Source organism: Hydrogenophaga sp., from assembly GCF_011390835.1.
Lineage (GTDB): Bacteria > Pseudomonadota > Gammaproteobacteria > Burkholderiales > Burkholderiaceae_C > Hydrogenophaga.
This window is the reverse complement of the sequence record NZ_JAABRQ010000008.1, coordinates 34,060-59,608: the sequence shown is the minus strand read 5'-3', so window position 1 is coordinate 59,608 and position 25,549 is coordinate 34,060. Positions and strand designations below refer to the sequence as shown.

Below are 25,549 nucleotides of genomic sequence, written 5' to 3'. Positions count from 1 at the left end.
TGCTCATCGACGGCTATTGGATCAGAAGCGTCGACACGGGGTTCCAACGAAGCTTTCGCGCGCACCCGAGACCTCGGGCAACGCCTTGATCTTGGCCATCAGGTCCTTGGCAAGGTCGCGCGGGATGTTGGACGCGAAGATAACTTCCACATAGCCACGCGAGTTGACGAAGCGGTAGGCGGTGAATTCGTCAGCTTCTTCGGTGAACAACAACTCGGTCAGCGCTCTCTCGGCGCGAGCGCTTTGGTCTTGTGGTCGCGCCATGGCCGGCAGCAGGGCCAGCGCGCAGGCCGCGACAGCGTGTCGTCTCAGCATGTCGAGCTCCTCGCGGCACGGGAGTAGCCGCATCTTCGCGCGTGAATTTACATCAACTTTTTAAGCTGGTAAATCAAATCCAGTGCTTCCTTGGGACTCAGGCTGTCGGGGTCGATCGCGGTCAGCGCAGTCACCACAGGCGGGGTCTCGGCTTCTGGCAGCTCGGGCGGTGGGGCGAACAGGTCGACTTGGCTGCGGTGTTGCTCGCTTTGCGATTCGAGGGCGGCGAGCGCGGCGCGTGCCTGTTGCACCACTGCACTGGGCACGCCAGCCAGCCGCGCTACCTGGATGCCGTAGCTGCGGCTGGCCGGACCGGGCTCGATCTGGTGCAGAAACACGATGCCGCCTCCGCCGCCGCGTTGGCCGCCACCCTCGACCGCGCTCACGTGCACGTTGAGCGCGGCGTGGTGCTGGGCGGGGAATTCGGTGAGTTCGAAATAGTGGGTGGCGAACAGGGTGAAACAGCGCACTTTGTCGTGCAGGTGGGCGGCGATGCCACCCGCCAGCGCCAGGCCGTCGAAGGTGGAGGTGCCGCGGCCGATCTCGTCCATCAGCACCAGGCTTTGCGGCGTGGCTGCGTGCAGGATCTGGGCCGCTTCGGTCATCTCGACCATGAAGGTGGACTGCGCATTGGCCAGGTCGTCGGCGGCGCCGATGCGGGTGTGGATGGCGTCGATCGGGCCCAGGCGGCAGGCCTCGGCTGGCACGTAGCTGCCCATGCTGGCCAGCAGCACGATCACCGCCACCTGGCGCATGTAGGTGCTTTTTCCGCCCATGTTGGGCCCGGTGATGACCTGCATGCGCTGCTTCGCGCCCAGCACCGTGTCGTTGGCGATGAAGCTGCCGCCACTGGTCTGGTTCAGTCGCGCTTCCACCACCGGGTGGCGCCCGCCGCGAATCTCGATGCAAGGCTCGGCGGCAAACAGCGGTTCGGACCAGTTCAGCGTGAGCGAGCGCTCGGCCAGCGCACACAGGGCGTCCAGCGCCGCGATGGCGCGGGCCACGCGGGTCAGTTCGGGAATGTGGGGCTGCAGCTGGTCGAGCAGGGATTCATACAGCAGCTTCTCGCGCGAGAGGGCGCGCTCCTGGGCCGACAGCGCCTTGTCTTCGAAGGCCTTGAGTTCGGGCGTGATGAAACGCTCGGCGTTCTTGAGCGTCTGGCGCCGGCGGTAGTCGTCCGGCACCTTGTCCACCTGGCCCTGCGTGACCTCGATGTAGAACCCGTGCACCTTGTTGAACTGCACGCGCAGATTGGCGATGCCGGTGCGCTCGCGCTCGCGGCCTTCGAGTGCAATCAGAAAGTCGTCGCAGTTGGTCTGGATGGCGCGCAGCTCGTCGAGATCGGCGTCAAAGCCGTCGGCGATCACGCCTCCATCGCGCACCAGGGCGGCGGGCTCGGGCCGCAGCGCAGCCTGCAGCAGCGCGGCGCAACCCTCGGGGGGCACCAGGTCGGCGCACAGGCTCGTGAGCAGGCCCGGTGCTGCGCCTGCTGGCGATTTTGCCTGCAGCAGGTCGGCGAGCTGCCGCGCCCGCGCCAGCGTGAGCCCGAGCCCGACCAACTCGCGCGGGCGTACCTGGCGCAAGGCGGTGCGCGCGGTGATGCGCTCCACGTCGCTCGAGCCCTTGAGCGCGCCGCGCAGCCGCTCGCCCAGCCCCTCGCGCAAGTCCTTGATCGCCGCCAGGCGGGCGCGCGCTTCAGCGCGGTCGCGCGAAGGCTCCAGCAACCAGTTGCGCAGCTGGCGGCTGCCCATGCCGGTGGTGCAGGTGTCGATCAGGGACAGCAGCGTGGGCTGGGTTTCGCCTCGCAGGGTCTGGGTGAGCTCCAGGTTGCGGCGGGTGTTGGGTGGCAGGTTGATGAGCGCATCGCTGCGCTCCACACGCAGGCTGCGCACATGCGTGAGCGCCCGTCCCTGAGTGTGTTCCGCATATTCCAGCAGGGCCGCGGCGGCGGCGTGGGCATCGCCCAGGTCCTGTGCATCCCAGGCCGAGAGGCTGGCGGCTTGCAACTGAGCCAGCAGCTTGCGCGCGCCCAGGGTCGCGTCAAACGCCCAGGCCGGTCGAACCACCGCCACCGTGCGGGCGCCGCCGGCGACGGGTTGCTCGGCCACCGCCAGCAAGGATTTTTCGAATGTCGGGCTGGCATCGGCGCTGTACAACAACTCACCCGGTGCGACACGTGCCACCCAGTCGCCCAGTTCGCCGCTGGCGCACTGGGCCAGGAACAAGATGCCTTGCGTCACCGACAACCAGGCCAACCCAAGACCGGTGCGCTCGCCCGGGTGCACCACCATCAGGACCGCTTCGCTCTTGTCCGACATCAGCTCGGTGTCGGTCAAAGTGCCTGGCGTGACCACGCGCACCACCTTGCGTTCCACCGGCCCCTTGGCGGTCGCCACATCGCCCACCTGCTCGCACAGCGCCACTGACTCGCCGAGTTTGATCAGGCGCGCCAGGTAGGTGTCGACCGAATGAAAGGGCACGCCGGCCATCACCACCGGCGCGCCACCCGACTGACCGCGCTGGGTCAGCGTGATGTCCAGCAGGCGGGCGGCCTTTTCGGCGTCGGCAAAGAACAACTCGTAGAAGTCGCCCATGCGGTAAAAGACCAGCGTATGCGGGTATCCGGCTTTGATCGCCAGATACTGTTGCATCATCGGGGTATGTTTCTCCAGCGGGGCGTTCAAAGCATGCTCAGGAAGCGGTCGGAATGGCCGATAACTGTAGCAGTTCGCCACAGTTGCTTGGCCGGGAGTCACCGACATCCGCATGGGTCCTCCTGGCCGATCTATTCACCTCTGCTTCATGGAATCTGACGTTGCCGGCCCGACCCATCCTTCGCCTTCAATGACCGCGGAGTCCTCGGCCCTTTTCGAAGGCCTGTTCCTTCAGGCGCCCATCGCGGCTGTGCTTAGCCGGTTGGAGGATGGCGAAATACTCGCCGTCAACGACGCCTGGGTTCGACTCGTGGACATCCCGCGAGAGCGGGCGGTAGGGGAAACCACGTATTCGCTGGGCATCTGGCGCACGCAGGAGCAGCGGCGTGACGTCTTACATCATTCGTCCTCCCACGGCACGCCCGTGCAGCATGAGATTGCTTTGCCCGGTCAGTCTGCCAAGACCTTGCGCCTGCACACCAAGGTCGTGTCCCAAACTGCGCCTCCTTTGCTGCTGACTTATATGACGGAGATCACCCGCGAAGTGATGGCCGAGCAGGCGCTGCGGGTGTCCAATCTGGAGTTGCAGCGGCGCGCGGAGTTGCACAGCGCCACCGAGCGGCTGGGTCGACTGGGCTGCTGGACCAACGCCACCGATGACGACAGGGTAATCTGGTCGGACGGGCTCTATGACATTGCCGGGATTCCCCGCGAAAGAGAGCTTCAGCGCAGCCATGGCCGCGGCGGTATTTTTCCCGAGGACCTGCCGGCCTGGCTGGCGGCGCGGGAGGCCAAAGATGGTCGCGAAGTGGAGTTCGGCTGGACCCGGCCCGACGGCGCGCAGCGCTGGTTCCGGACCCGCATCGGCCAGACCGCAGTCGCCGACAACCCGCACGCCGACTTTGGCATTGTTCAGGATGTGACAGCCGAGCATGAGGCCAGGCAGGCGCAGACTGCTCAGCTTCAGTTGCTGGAGAACGTGGCCGCGCGCGTGCCCGGCATCATGTTTCAGGCCCGATTGTCGCCCGAGGGCATCGGGTCATTCATTTACGTGAGCCAGGCTGCCCACGAGGTGATGGAGCTGGACCCCAGTGCCGTTCTGGGCTCCACGCGAGCCTTTTTCGAGCGGGTTCATCCCGAGGACATCTCGCAGTTCAGGACCCGGTGGCTTGCAGCCGGTCTCGCATTGCAGTCCATGCAACATGAGTTCAGGGTTCAGCTGCCGAGAAAGGGCCTGCGCTGGTGCCGCGTTGAAGCGATGCCCCAGCAGGAGCCCGATGGGGGTACCCTCTGGCATGGCTATGCCAGTGACATTACCGAAGCGAGGCAGGCCGAACAGGCACTGCAGCGCCAGCACCGCATGCTGGACGCGGTGCGCCAGGCCCAGTCGGCTTACATCGAAGCGCAGGATCCGCGGCAGTCGTTCGAGGAGCTTCTGGAGGCATTTCTGTCCGTGACCGGCAGTTCCTATGGTTTTGTGGGCGAGGTGCTGCGAGACGACCAGGGTCAGCCCTACGCCAAGATGCACGCGATCAGCGACCTGTCGTGGGACGATGATTCGGCGCGCAGGTACGCGGCGCAGTCTCAGGGCGGCATGGAGTTTCACCGCCTCGACACGCTTTTTGGCCACGTGATGGCCACTAGCCAGTTGGTGATCGCCAACCAGCCGGCCCAAGACCCCCGCGCCGCCGGGCTGCCGCCGGGACACCCGCCCATGGCCAGTTTTCTCGGGGTGCCCATCGTGGTGGACGACAAGCTGGTGGCCATCGTCGGCTTGTCGAACCAGAGTGGCGGGTACAGCGACGCCGATGTGGACTTTCTCCAGCCTTTGCTGGGCACGGTGCGACAACTGGTGATGGCGCGGCGAGCTTCGCAGGACCGTCGGCGCTCGCGCGAGCAGCTGCAGCGCACCGGTGCCCTGCTGGCCGAAAAGTCCGGCGCCCTCCAGCTCACGCTTGACAGCATGAGCCAGGGGCTGATGCTGATGGATGCTGAGGGGCACATCAGGGTCCACAACCGGCGCTTTCTGGAGCTGCTAGATCTGCCCGAGTCGTTGATGTCCGGGCAACCCACTCACAACGAGGTGGTCGATTTTCAGCGCGCGCGCGGCGATTTTGGCGAACAGTTGCACCTGGTTGATCCCGCTCTGCGGCCGTTCCTGAACTACCAGCCGGGGTTGAATCCGCCCGAGGTGTACCTGCGCTCCACACACCAGGGCACCACGATCGAGGTCACGACCCGCTTTCTGCCCAAGGGTGGCTGGGTGCGCACCTACACCGACATGACTCCGTATGTGGAGGCGCAGCGGGCGCTGGATGCCGAGCGCCAGCGCCTGCAGTGGGTGCTGGAGGCGACCCGGTGCGGCATCTGGGAGACCAATGTGGAGACTGGAGAAAGCACTGTCAACGAGTACTGGGCCGACATGCTGGGCTACACGCTTGATGAGGTCCAGCCGAACTCCATTGAGAGATGGCGAACGCTGGTACACCCGCAGGATATTGCGTACGCCGAGGACATGCTTCAGCGCCATTGGCGCGGCGAGACCGACTACTACGACGTGGACCTTCGGATGCGGCACAAGAAAGGCCACTGGCTTTGGATCAACGATCGGGGCCGCGTGCACCGGCGCGATGCGAGCGGCAGACCTCTGTTCATGTCGGGTACCCATCTCGATATTCACGAGCGCGTGGTGGCGGAAGAGCAGGTGCGCAGCCTCAACACCGAACTGGAGCGCCGTGTGGCCGAGCGTACCGCCGAGCTGGAGCGCTCCATGAAGGACATGGAGGCGATTTCGTACTCAATTGCCCATGACCTGCGTGCGCCTTTGCGCTCGGTCAACGGTTTTTCGGCCCTGATCGAGGAGGAGGGCGGCGACCAGTTGAGCCCGACGGTGCGCGACATGTATGCGCGCATCCACCGTTCCTCGCGCAGCATGGGCCAGATGATCACCGACATGCTGGAGTTGCTGCGCGTGGTGCGGGTGGACCTGGACGCGGTGCCGGTGGACATGGGTGCCCTGGCGCATGTGGTCGTGGACCAGCTGGCGCACGATCTGCCCGGGGCGCAGATCCGGGTGGGCGCACTGCCGCGCGTGATGGGCGACGCCACCCTGCTGCGCCAAGTGCTGCTCAACCTGATGGACAACGCGCTGAAGTATTCGCGGCACCGCAGCGAGCCAGTGATCACCTTTGACTTTGACCCAGGGCAGCAGGCGTTCTGCCTGCGCGACAACGGCATGGGCTTTGACATGGCGCGCGCACAAAAGCTGTTCGGCTTGTTTCAGCGCCTGCACGCAGGCTCGGATGTGCCGGGCACCGGGGTGGGGCTGGCCATCGTGGCGCGCATCGTCGAGCGCCACGGGGGCCGCATATGGGCCGAAGCCTCACCCGATGCGGGCGCCACCTTCTGGTGGACACTGCCGACGGCCTGAGCCGCCGGAGAGACGATCTCAGAACGGCGGAGGCGCCATTTCGGTGGGGGTGAAATCGTCACCGCCCGGCGCATCGGAGCCGTCACCAGCTGGCTGTGCTGGCAAGCTCTGGCGCAGCTTGGCCTTGTCTCCCGCCGAGGCGAATTTGCTGTACTTGCCCACCACGCTGACCAGCTGACCGTAGATCTTCGGGTTGGCGGCCAGACATTCCTTTTGTTCGAGGAAATTAGACTCGCCGGTGAAGTTGCCCACCAGGCCACCGGCTTCCGTCACCAGCAAGGCGCCGGCGGCCACGTCCCAGGGTGAGAGGCCCACTTCGAAGAAGCCGTCGGTGAAGCCCGCAGCCACATAAGCCAGGTCGAGCGCTGCCGAACCGGGACGGCGCAGGCCAGCGCAGCGTGGCATCACGTCGCCCATCATTTGCAGGTAGGTCTGGAAGGCGTCGCCCGGGCGGAACGGAAACCCGGTGGATAGCAGGCTCTCGCGCAGGCCAATGCGTTTGGCGACGCGAATGCGACGGTCGTTCATGTAGGCGCCGCGGCCGCGGGTAGCGCAGAAGAGGTCGTTGCGGGAAGGGTCGTAAATCACCGCCTGCTCCAGCCGGTTGCCTACCATGAGCGCGATGCTCACGCAGTAGACCGGGAAACCGTGAATGAAGTTGGTGGTGCCGTCCAGCGGGTCGATGATCCAGACATGGTCGGCGCCGCCATGGCGCCCAGGTGTCTTGCCCGACTCCTCGGCCCAAATCGCGTGATCGGGGTAGGCGGTGAGCAGGGTGTCGATGATCGCGGCCTCGGACGCGTGATCGACCTCGGTCACGAAGTCGTTGGTCTGTTTGACTGACACCCGGACCGACTCCACGTCCAGCGCGGCGCGGTTGATGATGGTACCGGCGGTGCGGGCGGCCTTGATGGCCACGTTGAGCATGGGGTGAAGGGTGGACGACATGAATTGTGACCTTGACCCGGCGCCTTAGCGCCGCGCGACAGTGGATGAGCAGGAACGGGCTGCCAGCGACGATGGGGGCAGCGACAATTAGCAATTTTAACGGCTGAGTCGTTCGTCATGATCGGCCTGGCTTGCCACCCGCCCACTTCATCACACCATGCTCACCCGTTTTGTCCTGATCCAGACCAGCCACGCCGGCAATGTAGGCGGTGCCGCGCGCGCCATGAAGGTCATGGGTTTTGACGATCTGGTGCTGGTGGCCCCGCGCTGGCCCAACGTCCTTCGGCGCGAAGAGACCATCCAACGCGCCAGCGGCGCCCTCGATGTGCTGGAGCGCGCCCGCATCGTGGATACGCTGGGCGAAGCGCTGGATGGCGTGAGCCACCTCTGCGCGACTGCCATGACGCCGCGCGACTTTGGCCCTCCCACGCGCGCGCCGCGTGCCCACTTCGATGGCCTGGTTGGGCCGTCTGCCGATGCCGCCCGAGCGCCTGCTGGCGTGGCCTTCCTGTTTGGCTCGGAGCGCTTTGGTATGCGCAACGAAGATGTGTACCGCTGCCACGCCTGCCTGAGCATCCCGACCGATCCGCACTTTGGCTCGCTCAATCTGGCCGCGGCGGTGCAGCTCATCGCGTACGACTGGCGCCAGGCCTTGGGCGGCTTCGGACCTGCCCAGGCCGATGCGCCGCGGGCGGCCGCCGACGCGCAATCGGTCGCCGGCATGCTGACGCACCTGGAGCAGGCTCTGGTGGCCGCCGAATTCCTCGACCCGGACGCGCCGAAGAAACTCATGCCGCGGCTCAACCAGCTGTTCAACCGCGCCGAGCCCAGCGACGAAGAGATTCACATCCTGCGCGGTATCGCCAAGGCCATGCTGCAAGCAGCGCAACAGACGAAACGCTAGACTTCCAGCCATGTTTGCCCGTCTCCGATCCGATATCCAGTGCGTGCTCGAACGCGATCCCGCTGCCCGCAGCGTCTGGGAGGTGGTGACCTGCTACCCCGGCCTGCATGCGGTCTGGCTGCACCGCCCGGCGCACTGGTGTTGGAACCACGGGCTGAAATGGCCCGGCCGGTTCATCTCCCATTTGGCCCGCTGGTTCACCGGCATCGAGATCCATCCGGGCGCCAAGGTGGGCGAGCGGGTGTTCTTTGACCACGCCATGGGTGTGGTGGTGGGCGAGACTGCCGAAATCGGCGACGGCTGCACGATCTACCAGGGCGTGACGCTGGGCGGTACCTCGCTGTACAAGGGCACCAAGCGCCACCCCACGCTAGGTCGCGACGTGGTTGTGAGCGCCGGCGCCAAGGTGCTGGGTGGCTTCGAGGTGGGTGACGGCGCCAAGATCGGCAGCAACGCAGTGGTCATCAAGCCGGTGCCGGCCGGTGCGACCGCGGTCGGTATTCCCGCCCGTATCATCCCGAGCAAAACCGGCGAAAGCGCCGATGTGACGGAGCACAGACCGAAGTTTGAGGCCTACGGCATCACGCAGGACGACGACCCTTTGTCACAGGCCATGCGCGGCCTGATCGACACCACTGCGAGCCAGGAACATCAGATCGCCTTGCTGTGGTGCGCGATCGAAAAATTGGCCACGGTTCAGACTGGCGACTGCGTGCCCGTGGATGCTGCGCGCAAAGAGTGCTTCGAGGCCGACAAGCTCAACCAGCTCGTCGGCAAGTAGTTCCCCCCCGCGCCGGCTTCGCCGTCACCCCCTGAGGGGGGCGGCACTGGCGCCCCGGCAAAGCCGGAGGCGCGGTGCCCCTGGTCAGTTTCCCCTCACGCGCAAGGTACCGATCTTCTGGATGCGGCGAAGCCGGCGCGGGGTGCGTCAGTGATGATGCCCGTGGGCGCCATGGGCATGCCCGTGCGCGATTTCTTCGGCCGATGCGGGTTGCACGTCGAGCACCTTGACCGCGAAGCGCAAGGTCTGGCCGGCCAGCGGGTGGTTGCCATCGAGGTGTACCGTGTCGCCCTTGATCTTCATCACGGTGAAGACCTGCTCCTGGCCTTGTTCGTTGGTACCTTGCATCTGGCCACCGACCTTCACGCCGGGTGGAAAGTCGCGCTTGGCGATAGTCGTCACCAGCATCTCGTCGCGCGGACCGAAGGCGTCTTCTGGGGGCAAGACCAGCGCGCCGGCGAACCCTTTTTCCTGGCCTTCCAGTGCTTTCTCGATGCCCGGCAGGGTATTGCCGTAGCCGCCGTGCAGGTAGGAGCGGGGCTCCTTGCCCTCATCGAGCAACTTGCCCTGCGCATCACTGGCGCGGAAGGTGAGGGTGACGACGGTGTCTTTGGTGATTTTCATCAGGAACTTTCGAAGAATCAGCGGGCGGGGCGAACTGCCGACTTGGGGCGGAAGGCCTTGCAGACCTCGTCGCGGGTTTCCAGATACGGCCCACCAATCAGGTCAATGCAATACGGCACCGCGGCGAAGATGCCGTTGATGCGGGACGAGCCATCGGTGTGCTTCAGGCCTTCGAGCGTCTCGGCAATCGCCTTGGGTTGACCGGGCAGGTTGATGATCAGGCTCTGGTCGCGGATGACCGCAACTTGCCGCGACAGGATGGCAGTGGGCACGAAGGCGAGGCTGATCTGTCGCATCTGTTCGCCAAAGCCTGGCATGGTCTTGTGGCTGACCGCCAGCGTGGCCTCGGGCGTCACATCGCGCAGAGCTGGGCCGGTGCCGCCGGTGGTGAGAACCAGCGAGCAGCCTGCGTCGACCAGCTCGATCAGGGTGGCGCTGATGCCGTTCTGCTCGTCGGGAATCAGGCGGGGCTCGAAGGTGATGGGGTTGAGCAGTGCGCGCGTGAGCCAGTCTTGCAGCGCGGGCAAACCTTTGTCTTCATAGACGCCAGTGCTGGCTCGGTCGCTGATGGAGACGATGCCGATGCGCACCGGCTCGGGGGCGGTGGGGGAGGTCATGGACGGATCACTCGGAGTCGGTGGATGGGGGGGCTGCGTCGGGGTCGTCGCGGCCCAGTGCCTCGCGAACGATCTGGAAAATCTCCCGGAAGGCCTTGCCGTGCCGCAGGGCCTCGCCCGGGCGCTCTTTCACGTCCTGCGCGTCTTTGCGCGCCTGACGGATCAGGGCGCGAAGGTGCTGCACATCGGCCTGCGCGTCCAGTGCCAGCCAGCGGGTGAGCGCGTCGTCATCGGCAATCAGCTGGTCGCGCCACTGCTCGGCCTGGTGCAGCGCCAGTGTGGCCTGGGCTGAGGGGCGGCGCTGTTCATCCAGCGCTGCCTCGATGGAGGCCACGCTGTCATCGCTGAGCTTGCGCATGAGCTTGCCGATGAACTGCATCTGCCGGCGACGGCCCTCGAAGTTGCTGATGCGCCTGGCTTCGTTCACCGCGTCCAGCAGCTTTTCGGGCAGGTGCTCGGCTTCGACCAGGCGCGCGGTGGTGCCAGCGCCCAGCGTGAGCAGGCTCTCGCCCAGGGCTTGCAGGCGGTCGCTTTCTTTCTTAAGGTCGGTCTTGCTCTGGTCGACCGAGCCCCTGAGCTCACGCTTGAGCTCCAGGTCGAGTTCGCTGCCTTCGGCAACAAACTGACCCCGGACGTAATAGCCTTTGGTGGGTTTGCGGGACATGAAACGGTACTTGGGGGGAAACGGGTCGGGACGCCGGCCCGGAATGCACAGGGGCTTGGGCGCTTGGGTAGGAGACCCGGGGTGGTCGGCCAGTATCATAGCCCTCGACATGAAAAAACCCGCTTCCACCTCGCGGCTCGCCGCTCCCGCTTCCTCCAACACCACCGTCGATCACCGGAAACCCTTGCCGGGATTCCAGTACGCGCGCGGGCACTTTGAGGACCTGGTCGATATGGCCCTGGACCACGCGCTCAAGCTGGGGGCATCTGATGCGGCCGCTGAAGTGTCCGAAGGCGCGGGCTTGAGCGTCTCGGTGCGCAAGGGTGAACTGGAGAACGTGGAGCGCAACCGCGACAAATCTCTTGGTGTAACGGTTTACCTCGGCAAGAAGCGGGGCAACGCCTCCACCTCGGATTTCTCCCCGGCCGCGGTGCGCCAGACGGTGCAAGCAGCCTATGACATCGCGCGCTTCACCGCCGAAGATCCGGCGGCGGGCCTGCCAGATGCGGCCGACGTGGCCGACAGCTACCCCGATCTGGATCTGTTCCACCCGTGGGCGCTGAGCTCTGAAGAGGCGTTGCAGCTCGCACTGGCCTGCGAAGCTGCAGCCTTCAGTGTGAGCAAAAAGATCGCGAACAGCGAAGGCGCTGGCGTCTCGGCCCAACAATCGCACTTTTTCTCTGCGCACATGCGCGGCGGCGAGCGAGGGCAGCCCGGTATCTTTCGCGGCGGTTACGCGAGTTCGCGCCACAGCCTGTCGGTGGCGCCGATCGCGGGCAAGGGCGCCAACATGCAGCGCGACTACTGGTACAGCTCGCAGCGTGCGCCAGAAGACCTGGCCGGCCCGGAGGCCATCGGCCGCTACGCGGCGGAGCGCGCGCTGTCGCGCTTGGGCTCGCGCAAGATCGCCACCACCGAGTGCCCGGTGCTGTTTGAATCGCCGCTGGCCGCGGGCTTGTTGGGTGCCTATGTGCAGGCCACCAGCGGCGGCGCGTTGTACCGCAAGACCACCTTCCTGGCAGACAGCCTGGGCAAGGCGGTGATGGCCAAGCACCTGGACATCGTGGAGGACCCGCACATCCTTGGCGGCAAGGGCAGCGCGCCATTTGACGACGAAGGCGTGCGCACCACGCGTCGCAAGGTGCTGAGTGGCGGCAAGGTGCAGGGGTACTTCCTGTCGACCTACTCGGCGCGCAAGCTGGGCATGCGCACTACCGGCCACGCCGGCGGCTCGCACAACCTCATCCTCAGCAGCCGCCTGACCCACCCGGGTGACGATTTGAGCGCGATGCTCAAGAAACTGGGGCGCGGCCTGTTTGTCACCGAACTCATGGGCCAGGGGGTCAACTACGTCACCGGTGACTATTCCCGCGGCGCCTCAGGCTACTGGGTGGAAAACGGCGAAATCGCCTATCCGGTCCAGGAAATCACCATCGCTGGCAACATGAAGGACATGTTCAAAGGCATTGAAGCGGTGGGTGCCGACGCCTACAGCTACGGTGCCAAGACCGTGGGCTCAATTTTGGTCAACCACATGAAGGTGGCGGGCTCTTAGCCCATCCCCGCGCCTCGCCTGCGGCTCGTCTCCCCCTTAGGGGGGCACTGGACGACTGGCGGAGCCAGATCGGCGGCGCCCTGAGCGAACCATGTCACGCCGGAGGGGTAGCTCAATTCAGGATGCGGTTGATACGACTTTGCCGGGCTACTCGCATCGCCCCCTGGGGGCTAAGGGCCGCAGCTCCAAGCCCGCCTGCGCAGGCATGGACGGCCTAAAGAGGGGGTGACTTCGACGCCGCCGCAGTCTGCAAGACACGGCGAAGGCGGCGCGCGGGGGAGACTATTTCTTCCGTTGCACAAACAAGTTGCGCCGCGCATCTTCCGGGTAGGCAAATGTTACCCGGCCGGCCTTGACCTTGCCCATCACCAGCATGTTCTGCGTCACCGCGTCCTTGTCGTCGATGCTGAACGGCTTTTCGTAGGTGGCGACCACGCCGTAGTACACGCGGGGAATGTTCTCCAGGGCCGCCTTCACAGCCGGGCCACCGAACTGGCCGTTTCGGATCGAGAACAGCGCGAAGGTCAGCAGGTAGGCGGTGTCGTACGCCTGGGCCGCGGCCATGGGCACGCCCATGGGCTCTTTGTACTTGCGGGCGTAGGCGCTGAGAAAGGCCGCGCGGCGCTCGTTGCTGGGTTCGGCGATGAAGGTCTGCGCCATCAGTGCATCGTCTGCCGCCTGTTTGGCGCCATTGATGAAAAACGGAAACGAAAGCGGCCAGCCGCCGACTTGGGGCACGTCCCACTGCAGCGCACGTCGACCCAGCGCAATGGTGGCGTTTTCCGGGCCCACGGTGTAGCTGAAAATGGCATTGGCGCCCGCCTGACGCGCAGCCTTGAGCTGCTCGCTGAGGTCCTTTACGCCGAGTGGAAAACGCGCCACATAAGCTGGCTTGAGGCCCCTGTCTGCCAGGGCCTTCTCCACGTCTTTCAAACCTGCCTCACCGTAGCCGGTGGCGTCGGCAAAGATGGCGACCCGGGTCCAGCCGCGTTTGACCAGATCGTCCACCACAAACGGCGCCTGGATCGCGTCGCGCGCCGAGGTACGGAAGATGTAGCTCTCGGGCGAGGGGTACTTGGCGGTGACGGGCGAGCCGGTCGAGCAGGGCACGATCAGCGGCGACTTGGCATCCTGAAACACCTCGATGGACTTTAAGGCCACGCCAGTGTTGCAGAAGCCAATGGTTGCGATCACGCCTTCGCTCACCAGCTCTTTGGAGCGCTCCAGACCCACGTCAGGCTTGCCTTGGTCGTCCTTGATCACCAGCTCCAACGGCCGGCCCAGGTAGCCGCCCACCGCGTTGATCTCTTCCACGGCCAGCTGCACGCCGCGCAACATGGGCGTGCCGAAGTCGGACGAAGGACCAGTGAATGGTCCGATCATGCCGATGCGAACGGGTTGCACGGTTGGCTTGGTCTGAGCCAGGGCTTGAGTAGAGGGCAGGAGCGCGGCAAAGGCCAGCGCCAACACAGACGTCAGTCGGATCATGGGGGTCCTAATAGGGGCAGACGTGGGTCAAGGCAACCCGCAGCGTGCGCTCCATGAGTGTCGCCCGGTTTGGGGCAGGTCCGCACGGAGCTCCGCGTGAAGCCCGACACGCGGTGCCCGAATTTCTACGAACGGCAGGTTCGTCGTCCCTGTCCTGAGGGCTCAGCGGCTGAGCGCGGCCTTCACCGCCGCGGACACCTGTCCCATGTCAGCTTTGCCGGCCAGCTGCGCCTTGGCTGCGCCCATGACCTTGCCCATGTCTCCGGGGCCTTGTGCGCCCAGCTCGGTGACGATGGCCTGCACCGCCGCGACCACCGCCTCAGAAGACAGTCGCTCAGGCAAGTATGTTTGCAGCACCGCCAGCTCAGCCTGCTCCTGTTCCACCAGATCCTGGCGCCCGGCTTGGGCGAAGGCGGCGATGGAATCCTTGCGCTGCTTGACCAGTTTGTCGAGCACCGCGACCACACCGGCATCGTCCAGCTCGATGCGCTCGTCCACCTCCCGTTGCTTCACCGCTGCTTGCAGCAAGCGCAGCGTGTCGCGCGTCTGGTTGTCCTTGGCCAGCATGGCGGTCTTCACGGCCTGGGCAATGTGTTCTTTGATCGGCATGGGGAATCCTTGGAATGGGGGGGGGTGTTTTGGAAAACAAAAAAGCCCGTCTGAGCATGCGCCAGCGGGCTTTTTGGCGAGTCGCCAGCAGGAGCTGGCAACAGGGCTCAGTACATCTTCTTGGGCAGCTGCATGGAGCGCACGCGCTTGAAGTGGCGCTTGACGGCCGCCGCCTTCTTGCGCTTGCGCTCGGCGGTCGGCTTTTCATAGAACTCGCGGGCGCGCAGATCGGTCAGCAGGCCCAGCTTTTCGATGGTGCGCTTGAAGCGGCGCAGGGCGACGTCAAAGGGTTCGTTGTCTTTTACACGGATGGTCGTCATGAACGAATGGTTTCCAAATGGTGCGGAAAGAGGATGGCCGGGAAGATCAGGCCCGGGCGTCGTTTCTGCAATTGTCCCGTCATTAACTAGTATTGGCCGACGGGGATTTGCCAGCAAAGCCTTGGATTATAGCCTGATCACCCCAGAACGCCAGCCCTTTGAGGGGCTTCAGGCGGCCGTGAGGGGCAGGGCCTGGCCACAGGCGTGGGCGCTGGCCCAAGCCCACTGGAAGTTGTAGCCGCCCAGCCAGCCGGTCACGTCGACCACCTCGCCTATGAAATACAGGCCCGGCTGCCGGGACTCCAGCGTCTGGGATGACAGATCGCGCGTGTCGACACCGCCCAGCGTCACCTCGGCCTTACGGTAGCCTTCGCTGCCGCTGGGGGTGAGCTCCCAGCGGGCCAGGCGCTCGGCCAGGCGGGTTAGTGCCTTGTCGCTGGCTTCGCCGATGGGGCGTTGCCAGTCGGGGTCCTGCTGGGTCCAGGCATCGGCCAGGCGGCTGGGCACCAGGGTCGCCAGTTCGTTGGCAATCAGCTTGCGCGAGCGGGTCTTGGCCAGCGCCAGCGCCTCGGGCAGATTCATCTCGGGGGCGAGATTGAGGCGGATCGGGCTGCCAGGCTGCCAGTAGCTCGAAATCTGCAGCACCGCCGGGCCAGACAGGCCGCGGTGGGTGAACAGCAGGTCTTCGTGGAAGGCCATGCGCTGTTTCTTGGTGCCGGTTTCGATGTGGACGGGCAGAGACAGACCGGCCAGTTCCACATAGGGCGTCCAGGCCTCGACGTCGAAGGTGAGCGGCACCAGCCCGGGCCGTGGCTCGACCAGCCGCAGGCCAAACTGCTTGGCCAGCCGGTAGCCGAAGTCCGTCGCCCCGATCTTGGGGATGGAAAGGCCGCCGGTGGCCACGACCACGCTGCGGCTGGCCACCAGGCCTCGGTCGGTGTCCAGTTCGTACGAGCCGTCACCCCTGTGCCGCACCGCCTTCACGCCACAGGGCTGCCAGCGCTGCACTCCGCCAGCGTCGCATTCGGCCAGCAGCATCTGGATGAGGTCGTCGGCTGAGCGGTCACAAAATAGCTGGCCCTTGTGCTTTTCGTGGAAGGCGATGCCGTGGCGCTGCACCAGGGCGATGAAGTCTGCTGGGGTGTAGCGCGAGAGCGCCGAGCGGCAGAAGTTGGGGTTCTCGCTCAGGAAATGTTTGTGGGGCGCATGGGGGTCGATGTCGCGGTTGGTGAAGTTGGCGCGGCCACCGCCCGAGATGCGGATCTTCTCCGCCACCTTCTCGCTGTGGTCGATCACCAGCACCTTGAGGCCGCGCAGGCCGGCAATGCCCGCGCAAAACAGACCGGCTGCGCCCGCGCCGATCACCACCACATCAAATACTTGCATGCCGCGCAGTGTAGGCGGCCAGCCGCCGGATCAGGCTGCGTGCATGCGCGCAGATTGAAACTGCGCAGTCGCGATACCACGCACCACGTCACCCACGACTATCACTGCCGGGCTGCCGAGTTGCTCGCGCGCCAGGGTGCGCACCAGATCGCCGAGTGTGCTGACCGCATGGCGCTGTTGCGGCAGGGTTGCGTCCTGGATGATAGCCAGCGGCGTGCTGGCCGCCAGGCCGGTCAACAGCTGCTGCTGGATGTGGGCGGCGCCGGAGACACCCATATAAATCACTAGGGTGAGTCTGGCTTCGCGCACGGTGGCGGCCAGCGCGGTCCAGTCGGTTCCCCCGTCGCCAGGTTTGGCGTGGCCGGTGACGAACACCACGCCGTGGGCGTGTTCGCGGTGGGTTAGCGGCACGCCTAGCGCGGTGAGGCCACCGAGACCGGCGGTGATGCCGTTAACCACCTGTACCGCGATACCCTGGCTTTGCAGGTGTTCCACCTCTTCGCCGCCGCGGCCGAAGATGAAGGGGTCGCCGCCCTTCAGGCGCACCACCACCTCGCCTTCTTGCGCGGCCATGACCATGAGCTTTTCGATGAAGGCCTGCGGCGTGCTCTTGCAGCCGCCGCGTTTGCCCACCTGCACGATGCGCACACCGGGCGACGCATGGGTCAATACCGCGTCGCTCACCAGGTCGTCCACCAGCAGCACGGTAGCCGCACCGATGGCGCGCACCGCCTTCAGCGTGAGCAGCTCCGGGTCACCCGGGCCTGCGCCGACGAGGGTGACGGTGCCCGGCAGAAAGGCCGGACTGGGTTCAGAGGGCATGGGCTGGGCGGACATGGTGCAGGGCAGTGGAATGAGCGACTTCGCGCAAGATGTGTTCCACCTGCAAGGCAATCGGTGGCGGCACGGGCAGCGCGCCGTCGAGCACGGCGCGGATGTAGGCGGCAGTGCTGGCAGCGTCGGTGCTTTTTGGCAAATCGGGCATGGCGGTGAGCGGGCCCTCTTGCGCCGGCTGCAACAGGTGGCGCTCGCCAGCGCGGAAAGCTTCCATTTGCGGTATGCGTCTCGCATCGGCCACCGGTTCGCCCTCGGTGCCACGCAGCAAGAGGGCGTGGGCGCCGGTCAGTGCAAACGTTTGGGCCATCGACACCGCGTATTCAGGGTGGGTGTAGTTACCCACAATGAGTGCCCGGCCCGCGCAGGGGTTCATGAGCTTGACCAAGCTGTGCGCGGGGTTGCGCAGACCGACTGCGCGGCGCACGTCGAGCAGGCGCTTCAAACCGGCGTTCAGGCGTTCGGTCGGCACAAACGCCAGCTTCCCAGCAGCCAGCGGCTCACTGGACTGGCTGGCATAGATGCCCAGGGCGGCCAACACCGCTTCGCTGCTCACGCGCCGGTCTTCGGTGGCGGTGCCGTGCACCAGCACCGGTAGGCCTTCGCGGGCTAACAACAAAGCCAGCAATGGGGTGAGCACCGGCAACTTGCGCGCGCCGTTGTAGCTGGGCAGCACCACCGTCGTGCACCCGTGGTCGGGCAGTTGCTGAAGGCGGTGATGCACCGCATCCAGGAAGCCGGCCATTTCTTCAGGGGTTTCGCCCTTGATGCGCATGGCTAGGCAGAAGCCGCCGACCTCCAGATCGGTCACGGCGCCATCAAGCACCTGGGCCATCAGGTCAGCGGCCTGTTCGCCCGTGAGCGAACGTGCGCCGTCTTTGCCGCGGCCGATTTCTTTGATGTACTGGCTGATGCCCATACTTCGAAATTGTGAGTCAGGCTTAATGACTTTTCGTTATATGGAGACTGCGCTCGGGCGGCGGTCAATGCCGATGAACCACGCACCAGCCGCTGGACCTGTGGCAGACAGAAACCGAAGTTGGTGCCGTATGAAAGTCATGGCTTGGACCTATCAAATTCATCTCGCTGGGCTTTGGCATGCACCAAGCGCGCCCACGGCAACCCCCCGTCAGGCCGGGCTCATGCCGTGCGCCTGTTTGCTGTCTGCCGTGGCGGCAGAGGCCAGGAACGCCAGCAAAGCCTGTACCGCCTCGGGCTGTTCGCAGGCCATAGTGCGCGCCGCCGAGAAGGTAGTGATGATCTGGATGGCTGATGGCAATGGGCCGAGCACGGTGATACCGGGCAGATCCTTCAGCTCGCTGAGCTGCTGAAAGCCCAGCGCCACCTCGCCGCTGGCCACCAGCGAACCCACCGCCACGCCGGGCGGCGCGGTCACGATGCGCTCGCGAAGGACATCGGCCATCCCCCAGCGCTCGAACAGTGCATTCACGGCCACGCCGCTGGGACCGGTGGAAATGCCCACGCTGGCCGCGGCCAGGACCGCGGCCTTGACGTTGGCTTCGGTTCGGATGTCTGGCACCGGACTGTCGGCGCGAATCGCCAGGGCCACGTCCGAGCGCGCTAGGTCTATCCGGCTCTCGGCCAGCAGCTGGCCGCTGGCCGAGAGCTGATCGATGGCGTTGGCCGCGAGCACGACCACATCAAACGTCTCGCCGGCCTGCACCCGCTCAGCCGCGCTCACACCACCCACCGACACCAGCGACACCGTGGTGTCCGGCTGAATCGCCTGGAATTGCTGGTTCAGGTCTGACAGCAGGGCCTGGGTGGCCATGGAGGAGATCATGCGGATGTTCATGAGCAAGTCTGAGAGTAGGGGGCGAAACGGATTATCCCCATCAGGGGCACCCGTACACTCTTCCCATGCTGATCCTGGGCTTTGAATCTTCCTGCGATGAAACTGGTGTGGCGCTGGTGGATGCCAGCGGCGCAGGGGTGCCGCGCCTGCTCGGCCACGCGCTGCACAGCCAGATCGAGATGCACCAGGCCTATGGCGGTGTGGTACCTGAGCTGGCCAGCCGCGATCACATCCGTCGCGTGCTGCCGCTGACCGACGCGGTGCTGGCACAGGCCGCGTTGCCGCTGACAGCGGTGGACACGGTTGCCTACACTCGGGGTCCTGGCCTGGCCGGCGCTTTGCTGGTGGGGTCAGGCGTGGCCTGCGCGATGGCCGTGGCGCTGGGTAAGCCGGTGATCGGCATTCACCACCTGGAGGGCCACCTGCTCTCGCCTTTTCTGAGCGCCGACCCGCCCGAATTCCCCTTTGTTGCCTTGCTGGTGTCGGGTGGCCACAGCCAGCTGATGCGGGTCGACGGCGTCGGGCGCTACGGCTTACTGGGCGAGACGATCGACGACGCGGCGGGCGAAGCGTTTGACAAGTCGGCCAAGCTGCTGGGACTGGGTTACCCCGGCGGTCCAGCACTCGCCCGCCTTGCTGAGCAGGGGGATCCGGCGGTCTACCGCTTTCCGCGCCCGCTGCTGCACAGTGGTGACCTCGACTTTTCCTTTGCCGGCCTCAAGACCGCGGTGCTCACCCAGGTCAAGCGCCTGGCGCACGCGCGGCCCGAAGGCCCGGCCACGCCTGCGCTGGCCGAAGCCTTGAGCGAGCAGGCCAAGGCCGATGTGGCGGCCGGTGTGCAGGCCGCCATCGTGGAGGTGCTGGTGAAAAAATCGCTGGCCGCGCTGGATGCCACCGGCCTGAGCCGGCTGGTGGTGGCCGGTGGCGTGGGCGCCAATGCGCGGCTGCGTGAGCAGCTCAATGCCGCTTGTGCCCGGCGCCAAGCCCGGGTCCACTACCCTGAGCTGCACCTGTGCACCGACAATGGCGCCATGATCGCGCTGGCCGCGGGTATGCGGGTTCAGGCCGGGCTGGTGCCGTTGGGCAGCGACGAGGTGCCTCCTTATGCGTTTGACGTGAAGCCCAGGTGGCCGCTGGCCGAGCTGGCCCAGAGCCCCGCCTGAGTGCCACCGCCGATAATCCAGCCTGACGCCACCTTGTCACCCGCCTAGCCGGTCCAGACCTTGGGCCGGCGTTTCTCCTCAACGCGCCAACCCGCGCGGCTTTTCCCCTGACACCCCATGTTGCTTTCCCTGTTTCTCCGTCGATCCTGGTTCGCTGGCCTGCTCGGCGCCTGGGTCACCGTTCTGGCATCCAGCACCTGGGCGCAGACGCCTGCGGCGCCTGCCGCAGCGCCCATCCGCATTGGCATGATCGAAGGCCTGTCCGGCGCCTTCGCCAACACCGGCGAGGCGGTTTTTCGCAACCTGATCTGGGCGACCGAGCGTATCAACGCCCGTGGCGGTGTCAAGTTGCCCGGTGGCAACCGGCCGCTGGTGATCGAGCGTCTGGACAGCAAAGGCCAGACCGAAGAGGCCTTGTCGTCGCTGCGCTCGGCGATCGACCGCGACATCAGCTTCGTGACCCAGGGCAACTCGTCGGCCGCCGCAGCCGCGCTTATCGATGCCATCAACAAGCACAACGAGCGCGACAACGCGCGCCAGGTGCTGTTCCTCAACTACTCGGCAGTCGATCCCACGCTGACCAACGAGCGCTGCAGTCCCTGGCACTTCCGCTTCGATGCCCATGCCGACATGCGCATGACCGCGTTGATGAGCGTGCTGCGTGAAGATCGCGCACTCAAACGCATCTACCTGATCGGGCAGGACTACAGTTTTGGCCAGGGCGTGCTGCGCGAGGCGCGCCGCCAGCTCAGCGAGCAGCGGCCCGACGTGAGCATCGTGGGCGACGAGCTGCACCCGATGGCGCGCATCAAAGACTTTCTGCCCTACGCTGCCAAGATCAAGGCCAGCGGGGCGCAGGCCGTGCTTACCGGCAACTGGGGCAACGACCTCACCTTGCTCGTGAAGGCGGCGCGCGAAGTGGGTTTCGAGGGCAGCTTCTACACCTTTTACGGCAACGCGCTGGGCGCGCCGGCTGCGATGGGCGAGGCCGGCATCGGCAAGGTCATCGCCGTGGCCGACTGGTTCCCCAACGTGCCCACCGCCGCCTCCGAAGCGTTCTACCAGTCGTTCCGTCAGCGCTTTCCCAAGCCGGAGGACGACTACGTGCACATGCGCATGCAGCTCATGATCGAGGCGCTGGCACAGGCGATCGAGCACGCGGGATCGCTCGAGGTGGCGCGCGTGGCGCTGGAGCTGAAAAAGGCGGAGGTGACCCTGGCTGGCCAGACGGCGCGCATGCGTGCGGCCGATCACCAGTTTCAGCAGCCGCTGGCGGTGGCGGTGATGGACCGCCAGGGCGCCCCCGGCGTGAAGTTCGATGTGGAGGGCTCGGGCTTCGGCTTTCGCGTCATCCGGCACCTCTCGCCGCAGCAGGCCGAATTGCCGCACCGCTGCAACATGGACAGGCCATGATGGGGCGTGCGGTTTCATCCCGTTGGCAAGGAGCAAAGTAATGCGTCAGGTGGTCATGGGTCTTGAGGAGTCGCGCATCCGCGAGGTGGCCAACGAAGGGCTGGGCCGCGATGACGTGCTCAAGTTCTGGTTCGGCGAAAGCGACGAGGCCACGCCCGAGTTCGTGCGCGAGGCAGCCATGGCCTCGCTGCAGGCGGGCGACACGTTTTATGCCCACAACCTGGGGCTGGTGGAGCTGCGTCAGGCGATCGCCGTCTACACGGAAACCCTGCACCCCGGTCTGGGTGCTACCCACTGGCTGCCGCGTCTGGCCGTCACGTCGGGCGGGGTCAACGGGCTCATGCTGGCCTCGCAGGCGCTGGTGAATGCGGGCGATGAGGTGGTGGTGATCACGCCGGCGTGGCCCAACCTCGTGGCGCAACCGCTGATCATGGGCGCCCGGGTGGTCCGCGTACCGCTCAAGGTGGTGCAGTCCGGGCCGCGCGCGGGCGCCTGGGTGCTGGACATGAGCGCGCTGCTGGCCGCGATCACGCCCGCCACCCGGATGCTGGTGCTCAACGCACCGAACAACCCCACAGGCTGGACGCTGGACCGCGACCAGCAGGCCGCCATCCTCGACCACTGCCGCCAGACCGGCACCTGGATCCTGGCCGACGAGGTCTATGAGCGCCTCTATTTCGCCGGCGATACCGACAACGGCGCGGCCAGCAGCTTTCTGGACGTGGCCGATCCCGACGATCGCCTGATCGTGGCGCACAGCTTTTCCAAGAGCTTTCTCATGACGGGTTGGCGCCTGGGCTGGCTGGTGCTGCCGCCAGAACTGACCCACGCCATGGGCAAGCTGATCGAATTCAACACCTCCTGCGCCCCGGTGTTTATCCAGCGCGCCGCGTTGGCGGCGATCCAGCGTGGCGACGAGATTACCCCGGCGCTGGTGGCCCACCTGCAGACTTGCCGCGACACCCTGGTGCCGCTGCTGCGCGCCATGCCCGGTGTCACTTTGGCTGAGCCGCGCGGCGGCATGTACGCGTTCTTCCAGCTGGCTGGGCACGACGATTGCCTGGACACCGCCAAGCGCCTGGTGCGGGAAGCCGGCATCGGCCTGGCCCCGGGCAGCGCTTTTGGCGCCGAGTCGGCCGGCTGGCTGCGCTGGTGCTTCGCCAGCCGCGACCCGCAGCGGCTGGTGCAGGGGGTCGAGCGGCTGCGCGACTGGCTGGAGCGGGCGCCGGGCGCCAGCACTGGGCTATAATCCTCGGTTGCCGTCAAGCTTGATGGCAGTTCACGCCCGTTGCGGCGGTCAGAATCGTTGGTGCTTTCGGGGGCCATTGAGGTGCTGACAGGCTGCGTCGGGTCGCTTGTACCCAAAGGAAATTTCATGATCGCCCAAGACACCAAAGCCGCCGTCATCGCGGACAACGCCCGTGCCGCCAAGGACACCGGCAGCCCAGAAGTGCAGGTCGCCATCCTGACCGCGCGAATCAACGAGCTCACCCCCCACTTCAAGACCCACGCCAAGGACCACCATGGCCGCCGCGGTCTGCTGCGCATGGTGAGCCGCCGTCGCAAGCTGCTGGACTACCTCAAGTCCAAGAGCGCCGAGCGTTACCTCGCCCTGATCCAAAAACTGGGTCTGCGCAAGTAATTGTGAGCCTGGGCTGACACGCAAAACGCCTGAGTTGGTTCGCTGGCTCGGGCGATTTTTGTTTGTAAGCCCCCATTTTTAGATTCCGGAGCAACAACAACAGAGCGAAGCTGTGTCATTCCAACGGCGCTGCGGGCCCCCAGGGCTCGCGGGCAGCACCGCTGGAATGGCATCGTGTTCTGGGTTGTGATTCCGGGTTTTGTGCAGATTGCCTGCACGCCATGCCACCCATGCGGGTGGCGCAGAGGAGCAAAACCATGAGCATGTTCAACAAAGTTTCCAAGACCTTCCAGTGGGGTCCGCACACGGTCACCATGGAAACCGGTGAAATCGCCCGCCAAGCCTCCGGCGCCGTGCTGGTCAACATCGATGACACCGTGGTGCTGGCCACCGTGGTCGCCAAGACCGAAGCCAAGGCCGGTCAGGACTTTTTTCCCCTGACCGTCGACTACACCGAAAAAACCTACGCCGCCGGCAAGATCCCCGGCAGCTTCTTCAAGCGCGAAGGCCGTCCCAGCGAGCTGGAAACGCTGACCTGCCGCCTGATCGACCGTCCGATCCGTCCGCTGTTCCCTGAAGGCTTCTACAACGAAGTCCAGGTGATCGTGCACGTGGTGAGCCTGAATCCAGAAGTGCAGGCGGACATCGCCGCCTTGATCGCCACCTCCGCCGCGTTGTCCATCAGCGGCATTCCATTCAACGGTCCGATTGGCGCTGCACGCGTTGGATATGTGAACGGCGAGTACGTGCTCAACCCGGGCCAGACCCAGCTCAAAGACAGCCAGCTCGACCTGGTGGTCGCCGGTACACAGGCCGCTGTATTGATGGTCGAATCCGAAGCCCAGCAGCTGAGCGAAGAAATCATGCTCGGCGCCGTGGTGTTCGGCCACGAGCAGGGCAATATCGCGATAGCCGCGATCAACGAGCTCGTGCGTGACGCCGGCAAGCCGGCCTGGGACTGGCAGCCGCCCGCCAAGGACGAGCCACTGATCGCCAAGATTGACGGTCTGGCCAAGGCCAAGCTCGAAGCCGCCTACCAGATTCGCAACAAGCAAGCCCGTACCCAGGCGTGTCGCGCCGCTTACGCCGATGTGATGGCGGCTCTGAAGGCCGAAGGCGCCGCTTTTGACAGCGTGGCAGTTGAAGCCCTGCTGTTTGAAATCGAAGCCAAGATCGTGCGTGGCCAGATTCTGGCTGGTGAGCCCCGCATTGACGGTCGCGACACCCGCACCGTGCGTGCCATCGAAATCCGCAACAGCGTGCTGCCGCGCACCCACGGCTCGGCCCTGTTCACGCGTGGCGAAACCCAGGCACTGGTGGTGGCCACGCTGGGCACCGACCGCGACGCGCAGCGCATCGACGCACTGGCTGGTGATTTCCAGGACCGCTTCATGCTGCACTACAACATGCCTCCCTTCGCCACTGGCGAAGCGGGCCGCTTTGGCACGCCCAAGCGCCGCGAAATCGGCCATGGTCGCCTGGCCAAGCGCGCGCTGATCGCCGCACTGCCGAGCAAGGAAGATTTCCCCTACACCATGCGCGTGGTGTCGGAAATCACCGAGTCCAACGGCTCGTCGTCGATGGCGTCGGTCTGCGGTGGCTGTCTGGCGCTGATGGATGCGGGCGTGCCGATGAAAGCCCACGTGGCCGGCATCGCCATGGGCCTGATCAAAGACGGCAACCGCTTCGCTGTGCTGACCGACATCCTGGGTGACGAAGATCACCTGGGCGACATGGACTTCAAGGTCGCTGGCACCACCAACGGCATCTCTGCGCTGCAGATGGACATCAAGATCCAGGGCATCACCAAGGAAATCATGCAGGTCGCATTGGCCCAGGCCAAAGAAGCGCGCATGCACATCCTGGGCAAGATGCAGGAAGCCATGGGCGAAGCCAAGACTGAGGTGTCCAACTTCGCGCCCAAGCTCTTCACCATGAAGATCAACCCCGAGAAGATCCGCGACGTGATCGGCAAGGGTGGTGCCGTGATTCGCGCGCTGACCGAAGAGACGGGTTGCCAGATCAACATCGACGAAGACGGAACCATCACCATTGCCTCCGCCGACAGCGTGAAAGCTGATGAGGCCAAGCGCCGCATCGAGCAGATCACCGCCGAAGTGGAAATCGGCAAGGTCTACGAAGGCCCGGTCACCAAAATCCTGGATTTCGGCGCCCTGGTCAACCTGCTGCCCGGCAAGGACGGCTTGCTGCACATCAGCCAGATCGCCCACGAGCGCGTGGAGAAGGTGACCGACTACTTGAGCGAAGGTCAGATCGTCAAGGTCAAGGTGTTGGAGACCGACGAAAAAGGCCGTGTCAAGCTGTCCATGAAGGCCTTGCTCGACCGCAACGAGCAGCCACAGCAGCAGCTCTGAGCGAACCGGTG

22 protein-coding genes are annotated in these 25,549 nt (G+C 65.4%); 9 read left to right on the top strand and 13 right to left on the bottom strand.

What is annotated here, in order from left to right; genetic code table 11:
• Positions 1-21: 21 nt before the first annotated feature.
• Positions 22-315, bottom strand: a complete 294-nt coding sequence (locus tag GPT34_RS06750; protein ID WP_291010494.1) for a hypothetical protein — start codon at positions 313-315, stop codon at positions 22-24.
• 47 nt (positions 316-362) lie between these two features.
• A complete protein-coding gene (gene mutS, locus GPT34_RS06745) occupies positions 363-2,969 on the bottom strand; it encodes a DNA mismatch repair protein MutS (RefSeq protein ID WP_291010493.1) in 2,607 nt (868 codons plus the stop codon).
• Positions 2,970-3,117: 148 nt separating this feature from the next.
• On the opposite strand from mutS, the gene GPT34_RS06740 reads away from it, so the two are divergent.
• On the top strand, positions 3,118-6,399 hold the full coding sequence (locus GPT34_RS06740; RefSeq protein ID WP_291010492.1) for a PAS domain-containing protein: 3,282 nt from the start codon (positions 3,118-3,120) through the stop codon (positions 6,397-6,399).
• A gap of 18 nt (positions 6,400-6,417) precedes the next feature.
• Here the strand turns inward: GPT34_RS06740 and GPT34_RS06735 are convergent, their stop codons facing one another.
• Positions 6,418-7,347, bottom strand: coding sequence for an inositol monophosphatase family protein (locus GPT34_RS06735; RefSeq protein ID WP_291010491.1), 930 nt, complete (start codon positions 7,345-7,347; stop codon positions 6,418-6,420).
• Positions 7,348-7,504: 157 nt separating this feature from the next.
• Here GPT34_RS06735 and GPT34_RS06730 point away from each other — a divergent pair, with 157 nt between their 5' ends.
• Together GPT34_RS06730 and cysE are read left to right on the top strand one after the other, a co-directional pair.
• Positions 7,505-8,251 (top strand): RNA methyltransferase, encoded by a 747-nt coding sequence (locus tag GPT34_RS06730; protein ID WP_291010490.1) that lies wholly within the window; start codon positions 7,505-7,507, stop codon positions 8,249-8,251.
• A 10-nt stretch (positions 8,252-8,261) separates the two neighbouring features.
• Positions 8,262-9,032 (top strand): serine O-acetyltransferase, encoded by a 771-nt coding sequence (gene cysE, locus GPT34_RS06725; protein ID WP_291010489.1) that lies wholly within the window; start codon positions 8,262-8,264, stop codon positions 9,030-9,032.
• 147 nt (positions 9,033-9,179) lie between these two features.
• Here the strand turns inward: cysE and GPT34_RS06720 are convergent, their stop codons facing one another.
• The 3 genes from GPT34_RS06720 to yjgA are packed head-to-tail and all read right to left on the bottom strand — an operon-like array spanning position 9,180 to position 10,937.
• Positions 9,180-9,656, bottom strand: a complete 477-nt coding sequence (locus GPT34_RS06720; protein WP_291010488.1) for a peptidylprolyl isomerase — start codon at positions 9,654-9,656, stop codon at positions 9,180-9,182.
• A 17-nt stretch (positions 9,657-9,673) separates the two neighbouring features.
• Positions 9,674-10,273, bottom strand: a complete 600-nt coding sequence (gene mog / locus GPT34_RS06715; RefSeq protein WP_291010487.1) for a molybdopterin adenylyltransferase — start codon at positions 10,271-10,273, stop codon at positions 9,674-9,676.
• A 7-nt stretch (positions 10,274-10,280) separates the two neighbouring features.
• Positions 10,281-10,937 (bottom strand): ribosome biogenesis factor YjgA, encoded by a 657-nt coding sequence (gene yjgA, locus GPT34_RS06710; protein ID WP_291010486.1) that lies wholly within the window; start codon positions 10,935-10,937, stop codon positions 10,281-10,283.
• Between the two features lie 109 nt (positions 10,938-11,046).
• Between yjgA and pmbA the strand changes: the two genes are divergently transcribed.
• Entirely contained in the window at positions 11,047-12,492 is a 1,446-nt protein-coding gene (gene pmbA, locus GPT34_RS06705; RefSeq protein WP_291010485.1) for a metalloprotease PmbA, read from the top strand.
• Between the two features lie 282 nt (positions 12,493-12,774).
• Here the strand turns inward: pmbA and GPT34_RS06700 are convergent, their stop codons facing one another.
• The 7 genes from GPT34_RS06700 to GPT34_RS06670 all read right to left on the bottom strand — a co-directional run bounded on the left by GPT34_RS06700 (position 12,775) and on the right by GPT34_RS06670 (position 18,945).
• Positions 12,775-13,980 (bottom strand): ABC transporter substrate-binding protein, encoded by a 1,206-nt coding sequence (locus GPT34_RS06700; protein WP_291010484.1) that lies wholly within the window; start codon positions 13,978-13,980, stop codon positions 12,775-12,777.
• A 162-nt stretch (positions 13,981-14,142) separates the two neighbouring features.
• Positions 14,143-14,589 (bottom strand): GatB/YqeY domain-containing protein, encoded by a 447-nt coding sequence (locus GPT34_RS06695; RefSeq protein WP_291010483.1) that lies wholly within the window; start codon positions 14,587-14,589, stop codon positions 14,143-14,145.
• A 107-nt stretch (positions 14,590-14,696) separates the two neighbouring features.
• Positions 14,697-14,909, bottom strand: a complete 213-nt coding sequence (gene rpsU / locus GPT34_RS06690; RefSeq protein ID WP_291010482.1) for a 30S ribosomal protein S21 — start codon at positions 14,907-14,909, stop codon at positions 14,697-14,699.
• Between the two features lie 168 nt (positions 14,910-15,077).
• Positions 15,078-16,295 (bottom strand): NAD(P)/FAD-dependent oxidoreductase, encoded by a 1,218-nt coding sequence (locus GPT34_RS06685; protein ID WP_291010481.1) that lies wholly within the window; start codon positions 16,293-16,295, stop codon positions 15,078-15,080.
• A gap of 30 nt (positions 16,296-16,325) precedes the next feature.
• On the bottom strand, positions 16,326-17,132 hold the full coding sequence (cobA, locus tag GPT34_RS06680; protein ID WP_291010480.1) for a uroporphyrinogen-III C-methyltransferase: 807 nt from the start codon (positions 17,130-17,132) through the stop codon (positions 16,326-16,328).
• Positions 17,107-18,048, bottom strand: a complete 942-nt coding sequence (gene ybiB / locus GPT34_RS06675) for a DNA-binding protein YbiB (protein WP_291010479.1) — start codon at positions 18,046-18,048, stop codon at positions 17,107-17,109. Before ybiB ends, cobA begins: the two co-directional genes overlap by 26 nt.
• 210 nt (positions 18,049-18,258) lie before the next feature.
• Positions 18,259-18,945, bottom strand: coding sequence for a substrate-binding domain-containing protein (locus GPT34_RS06670; RefSeq protein WP_291010478.1), 687 nt, complete (start codon positions 18,943-18,945; stop codon positions 18,259-18,261).
• A 65-nt stretch (positions 18,946-19,010) separates the two neighbouring features.
• On the opposite strand from GPT34_RS06670, the gene tsaD reads away from it, so the two are divergent.
• The 5 genes from tsaD to pnp all read left to right on the top strand — a co-directional run bounded on the left by tsaD (position 19,011) and on the right by pnp (position 25,538).
• Complete coding sequence (gene tsaD / locus GPT34_RS06665; protein ID WP_291010477.1) at positions 19,011-20,108, top strand: tRNA (adenosine(37)-N6)-threonylcarbamoyltransferase complex transferase subunit TsaD; 1,098 nt, start codon at positions 19,011-19,013, stop codon at positions 20,106-20,108.
• 117 nt (positions 20,109-20,225) lie between these two features.
• Positions 20,226-21,521, top strand: a complete 1,296-nt coding sequence (locus tag GPT34_RS06660; RefSeq protein WP_291010476.1) for a branched-chain amino acid ABC transporter substrate-binding protein — start codon at positions 20,226-20,228, stop codon at positions 21,519-21,521.
• Positions 21,522-21,561: 40 nt separating this feature from the next.
• Positions 21,562-22,770, top strand: a complete 1,209-nt coding sequence (locus GPT34_RS06655; RefSeq protein ID WP_291010475.1) for a pyridoxal phosphate-dependent aminotransferase — start codon at positions 21,562-21,564, stop codon at positions 22,768-22,770.
• A gap of 126 nt (positions 22,771-22,896) precedes the next feature.
• The gene (rpsO, locus tag GPT34_RS06650) at positions 22,897-23,163 is read left to right on the top strand and encodes a 30S ribosomal protein S15 (protein ID WP_291010474.1); all 267 of its coding nucleotides are present in this window, start codon (positions 22,897-22,899) and stop codon (positions 23,161-23,163) included.
• 257 nt (positions 23,164-23,420) lie between these two features.
• Positions 23,421-25,538 (top strand): polyribonucleotide nucleotidyltransferase, encoded by a 2,118-nt coding sequence (gene pnp, locus GPT34_RS06645; RefSeq protein WP_291010473.1) that lies wholly within the window; start codon positions 23,421-23,423, stop codon positions 25,536-25,538.
• The last annotated feature ends 11 nt before the right edge of the window (positions 25,539-25,549 follow it).

Coding starts and splice junctions, on each gene's coding strand:
- GPT34_RS06750 (WP_291010494.1), bottom strand. CDS start 315: ATGCTGAGACGACACGCTGTCGCGGCCTGCGCGCTGGCCCTGCTGCCG.
- mutS (WP_291010493.1), bottom strand. CDS start 2,969: ATGATGCAACAGTATCTGGCGATCAAAGCCGGATACCCGCATACGCTG.
- GPT34_RS06740 (WP_291010492.1), top strand. CDS start 3,118: ATGGAATCTGACGTTGCCGGCCCGACCCATCCTTCGCCTTCAATGACC.
- GPT34_RS06735 (WP_291010491.1), bottom strand. CDS start 7,347: ATGTCGTCCACCCTTCACCCCATGCTCAACGTGGCCATCAAGGCCGCC.
- GPT34_RS06730 (WP_291010490.1), top strand. CDS start 7,505: ATGCTCACCCGTTTTGTCCTGATCCAGACCAGCCACGCCGGCAATGTA.
- cysE (WP_291010489.1), top strand. CDS start 8,262: ATGTTTGCCCGTCTCCGATCCGATATCCAGTGCGTGCTCGAACGCGAT.
- GPT34_RS06720 (WP_291010488.1), bottom strand. CDS start 9,656: ATGAAAATCACCAAAGACACCGTCGTCACCCTCACCTTCCGCGCCAGT.
- mog (WP_291010487.1), bottom strand. CDS start 10,273: ATGACCTCCCCCACCGCCCCCGAGCCGGTGCGCATCGGCATCGTCTCC.
- yjgA (WP_291010486.1), bottom strand. CDS start 10,937: ATGTCCCGCAAACCCACCAAAGGCTATTACGTCCGGGGTCAGTTTGTT.
- pmbA (WP_291010485.1), top strand. CDS start 11,047: ATGAAAAAACCCGCTTCCACCTCGCGGCTCGCCGCTCCCGCTTCCTCC.
- GPT34_RS06700 (WP_291010484.1), bottom strand. CDS start 13,980: ATGATCCGACTGACGTCTGTGTTGGCGCTGGCCTTTGCCGCGCTCCTG.
- GPT34_RS06695 (WP_291010483.1), bottom strand. CDS start 14,589: ATGCCGATCAAAGAACACATTGCCCAGGCCGTGAAGACCGCCATGCTG.
- rpsU (WP_291010482.1), bottom strand. CDS start 14,909: ATGACGACCATCCGTGTAAAAGACAACGAACCCTTTGACGTCGCCCTG.
- GPT34_RS06685 (WP_291010481.1), bottom strand. CDS start 16,295: ATGCAAGTATTTGATGTGGTGGTGATCGGCGCGGGCGCAGCCGGTCTG.
- cobA (WP_291010480.1), bottom strand. CDS start 17,132: ATGTCCGCCCAGCCCATGCCCTCTGAACCCAGTCCGGCCTTTCTGCCG.
- ybiB (WP_291010479.1), bottom strand. CDS start 18,048: ATGGGCATCAGCCAGTACATCAAAGAAATCGGCCGCGGCAAAGACGGC.
- GPT34_RS06670 (WP_291010478.1), bottom strand. CDS start 18,945: ATGAACATCCGCATGATCTCCTCCATGGCCACCCAGGCCCTGCTGTCA.
- tsaD (WP_291010477.1), top strand. CDS start 19,011: ATGCTGATCCTGGGCTTTGAATCTTCCTGCGATGAAACTGGTGTGGCG.
- GPT34_RS06660 (WP_291010476.1), top strand. CDS start 20,226: ATGTTGCTTTCCCTGTTTCTCCGTCGATCCTGGTTCGCTGGCCTGCTC.
- GPT34_RS06655 (WP_291010475.1), top strand. CDS start 21,562: ATGCGTCAGGTGGTCATGGGTCTTGAGGAGTCGCGCATCCGCGAGGTG.
- rpsO (WP_291010474.1), top strand. CDS start 22,897: ATGATCGCCCAAGACACCAAAGCCGCCGTCATCGCGGACAACGCCCGT.
- pnp (WP_291010473.1), top strand. CDS start 23,421: ATGAGCATGTTCAACAAAGTTTCCAAGACCTTCCAGTGGGGTCCGCAC.